Source organism: Pseudomonas sp. CM25 (assembly GCF_013179705.1).
Lineage (GTDB): Bacteria > Pseudomonadota > Gammaproteobacteria > Pseudomonadales > Pseudomonadaceae > Aquipseudomonas.
Window position 1 is genome coordinate 1 of record NZ_JABMCW010000501.1, and the last position, 2,972, is coordinate 2,972.

Annotated in this window: 5 protein-coding genes; 2 read left to right on the forward strand and 3 right to left on the reverse strand. The window is 63.2% G+C overall.

The genetic code is table 11. The features are described from left to right. On the reverse strand, positions 1–602 hold a 602-nt coding region (locus HP546_RS28505; RefSeq protein ID WP_306125900.1), incomplete at its 3' end, for a beta-ketoacyl synthase N-terminal-like domain-containing protein. Between the two features lie 176 nt (positions 603–778). Here HP546_RS28505 and HP546_RS28510 point away from each other — a divergent pair. Beyond that, positions 779–1,045: a PepSY domain-containing protein gene (locus HP546_RS28510; RefSeq protein ID WP_172232661.1), complete on the forward strand. Its 267-nt coding sequence runs from the start codon at positions 779–781 to the stop codon at positions 1,043–1,045. Then, complete coding sequence (locus HP546_RS28515; protein ID WP_172232664.1) at positions 1,042–1,575, forward strand: cytochrome b/b6 domain-containing protein; 534 nt, start codon at positions 1,042–1,044, stop codon at positions 1,573–1,575. The genes HP546_RS28510 and HP546_RS28515 overlap by 4 nt, the downstream gene beginning before the upstream one ends. A 5-nt stretch (positions 1,576–1,580) precedes the next feature. Here HP546_RS28515 and HP546_RS28520 read toward each other — a convergent pair whose 3' ends face one another. Beyond that, positions 1,581–2,690 (reverse strand): agmatine/peptidylarginine deiminase, encoded by a 1,110-nt coding sequence (locus HP546_RS28520; protein ID WP_172232667.1) that lies wholly within the window; start codon positions 2,688–2,690, stop codon positions 1,581–1,583. A 3-nt stretch (positions 2,691–2,693) separates the two neighbouring features. Beyond that, a partial coding sequence (locus HP546_RS28525; RefSeq protein WP_256678559.1) for an extracellular solute-binding protein occupies positions 2,694–2,972 on the reverse strand: 279 nt, incomplete at its 5' end.

A 2,972-nucleotide genomic window follows, 5' to 3' on the forward strand; every position in this document is an offset into this window, starting at 1 on the left:
GGGGTGATTTCGTCATCGAAACGGCCAGCCTCGATAGCCGCCACCGCTTTGAGCTGCGATTCGGCGGCGAAGGCATCCTGCTGTTCACGGCTGAGGCCGTACTTGGCCACCAGGTTTTCGGCGGTGATGCCCATGTGGTAGTCGTTGAACGCATCCCACAGGCCATCGGTGATCATGCTGTCGATCAGCTGGCCATGGCCCATGCGCTGACCGGTACGGGCCGAGGGCATCACGTAAGGGGCCAGGCTCATGTTCTCCTGGCCACCGGCAATCACCACCTCGGCGTCACCGCAACGGATGGCCTGGGCCGCCAGGTGCAGGGCCTTGAGGCCCGAGCCGCAGACCTTGTTAAGGGTCAGGGCCGGCACGCTGAAGGGCAGGCCGGCCTTGATCGCGGCCTGGCGTGCAGGGTTCTGCCCGGCGCCGGCGGTGAGCACCTGGCCGAGGATCACTTCGTCGACCTGTGCCGGGTCCAGCCCGGTCTGCTCCAGCAGGCGCCTGATCACGGCGGCGCCGAGGTCTACCGCAGGCACAGTGGCCAGGGCGCCCTGGAAGCTGCCGATGGCGGTACGGGTTGCGGCGACGATGACCACGTCGTTCATGTTGTTGTTCTCCGTGCGATGGGCGTAATGCTCCAAGCATCGGCGGCTTTGGCTTATTTGTTAAGTTTGTTTTTCTTTGCGATTGATGTGAAAAACAAATGAATGGGCGCAATATGGCCACCCCATCTACGCTAATGGATGTGCTGTTTCAACCCAACTGAATGGAGCATATGCCCATGCGCATACTGATCGCTCTGACCCTCCTGATCGGCAGCAGCACAGCATTCGCCGCCACCCAGTGCACCACCGCTGAAAAGAGCACCTGGCAAGACCAGGGCAAGTTTCAGCAGCAGCTCAAGGAGCAGGGTTACAAGATCAACAAGTTCAAGGTCACCAAAGGCAACTGCTACGAGATCTATGGTTTCGACAAGGATGGCCGCAAGGTCGAGATCTACCATGATCCGGTGAGCGGCAAGGCAGTGAAGACCGAGTACCACGATTGAACAGCGCTGGCACGGTGCAGCTGTGGGACCCGCTCCTGCGGCTGTGCCACCTGTCGATCGCGGCCGTGTTCTTTGCCAACTACTTTTTCAACGAAGAGGGCGACGACTGGCATCAGTGGCTGGGCTACTACGCGTTGGCCTGTGTGCTCCTGCGCCTGGTCTGGGGTTTCGTCGGGCCGCGCAGTGCGCGCTGGGTCGATTTCTGGCCTACCCCGGCGCGGTTGGCATGGCATGCCCGGGCGCTGCTGCGTGGGGAGCCTTGCCACCGCCTGGGGCATTCGCCGATCGGCGCACTGGTGATGCTGCTGATGCTGGCCGGCATTGCCGGGCTTGGCCTGACCGGCTGGGCATCGCAGGAGGTGGATGCGCTGTGGGGCGCCGACTGGCCCAACGATGTACACAGCTGGCTGGCCAACGCCGTGCTGGCGCTGGTCTGCGTGCATGTGTCGGCGGCCATCTACGAGAGCGTGCGTCTGCGCGAGAACCTCCCGTTGTCGATGATCACCGGGCGCCGACGGCACCGCGATTGACTGTGCTAGACAGCCGGGCATTGATGGGTAACACAGTGAATCCCGCCACCCCCGGCAGCAATGGCATCAATGTCCAGCTGTACGATATCCCGCCCCGGATACAACGCCGCCAGCAGCGCCCGTGCTTTCTCATCCGCCGGCGCATCGCCAAACTGCGGCGCAATGACAGCGCCGTTGATCACGAAATAATTGATGTACCCCGCCGCAAAGTCATCATTGCCTTTGCTGAACCTGTTGCGTCGACCGCGCTGCGGCGGCGACACCACGTGTACCTGCAGTTTGCGACCTTCGGCATCGGTAGCCCGTTGCAGAATCGCCAGGTGCTTGCGCGTCACGGCGTAGTCATATGAATCCGGATCGTTGTCCACGTTGGCAATCACTACCCCTGGCCGCACGAAGCGGGCATAAAAATCCACATGTCCATCGGTGATGTCTTGCCCGGCGATGCCCGGCAACCAGATGACTTTGCCCAGGCCCAGGCGCGCCTTGAGCTCGGCCTCGACCTCGGCCTTGCTCCAGCCTGGGTTACGGTTGGCACTGACCCAGCTGCTCTCGGTCATGATGCCGGTCCCGTGCCCATCCACTTCAATGGCGCCACCTTCACCCACCAGTTCGCTGCGCTGGTAGCGAGCGCCAGCCAGGGCGGCAACGCGCTTGGCCAGTCGGGCATCGTTGCGGTGGCGCTGCTTGTTGCCCCAGCCGTTGAAGTTGAAATCCACCGCCGCCAGGGCGCCGTCATCATCGACGACGAAGTTGGCGCCGCTATCGCGCATCCATATGTCATCCAGCTCGCACTCGACAAAGCTTGTGCGGTGGCTGGCGCAGTGCTGCTCGGCCAGCTTGCGTTGGCTGGCCCGGCAGAACACCGTCACCGGCTGATAGCGGGCGATGGCTTGGGCAATCCGACCGAGGGTGGCTTGCACGTCGGCGGTGAAGTCCTCCCAGATGGCATCCTGGGCACCAAAGGCGATGAAGGCTCGCTGCTGTGGCTCGCCTTCGTCCGGCATGAACCAGCGCCCCGGTTGTTCAGCGCGGGCCAGGGCCAGCGGCAGGCCAAGGCCGGCGCCAAGGCCGGCAGCCAGCGACAGTTGCAGTACGGTTCTACGGGTTGGCATGGCTCAGTCCTGTGCAGTCTTGAAGCGCGTCCACACGCGCATGCGTGCACGCATGTCGGCCTGTGGGATATCGCGGCCCGGGATCAGCCGGGCATAGGTGGCTTGGTCGAGGTAGATGTCGGGGTTGTCACGCATCCGCGGGTCCACGGCCTGGCGCGCCTTGGCGCTGGCAGTGGGGTAGCCGGTGAAATTGCTGATGGCAGCCATGTTTGCCGGGCGCATGACGAAGTTGATGAAACGATAGGCGTATTCCGGGTGCCTGGCATCGGCAGGGATCGCCAT

What these genes read in the sequence shown, in the direction of transcription:
- HP546_RS28510 (WP_172232661.1), top strand. Translation starts at nt 779, where the DNA reads ATGCGCATACTGATCGCTCTGACCCTCCTGATCGGCAGCAGCACAGCA.
- HP546_RS28520 (WP_172232667.1), bottom strand. Translation starts at nt 2,690, where the DNA reads ATGCCAACCCGTAGAACCGTACTGCAACTGTCGCTGGCTGCCGGCCTT.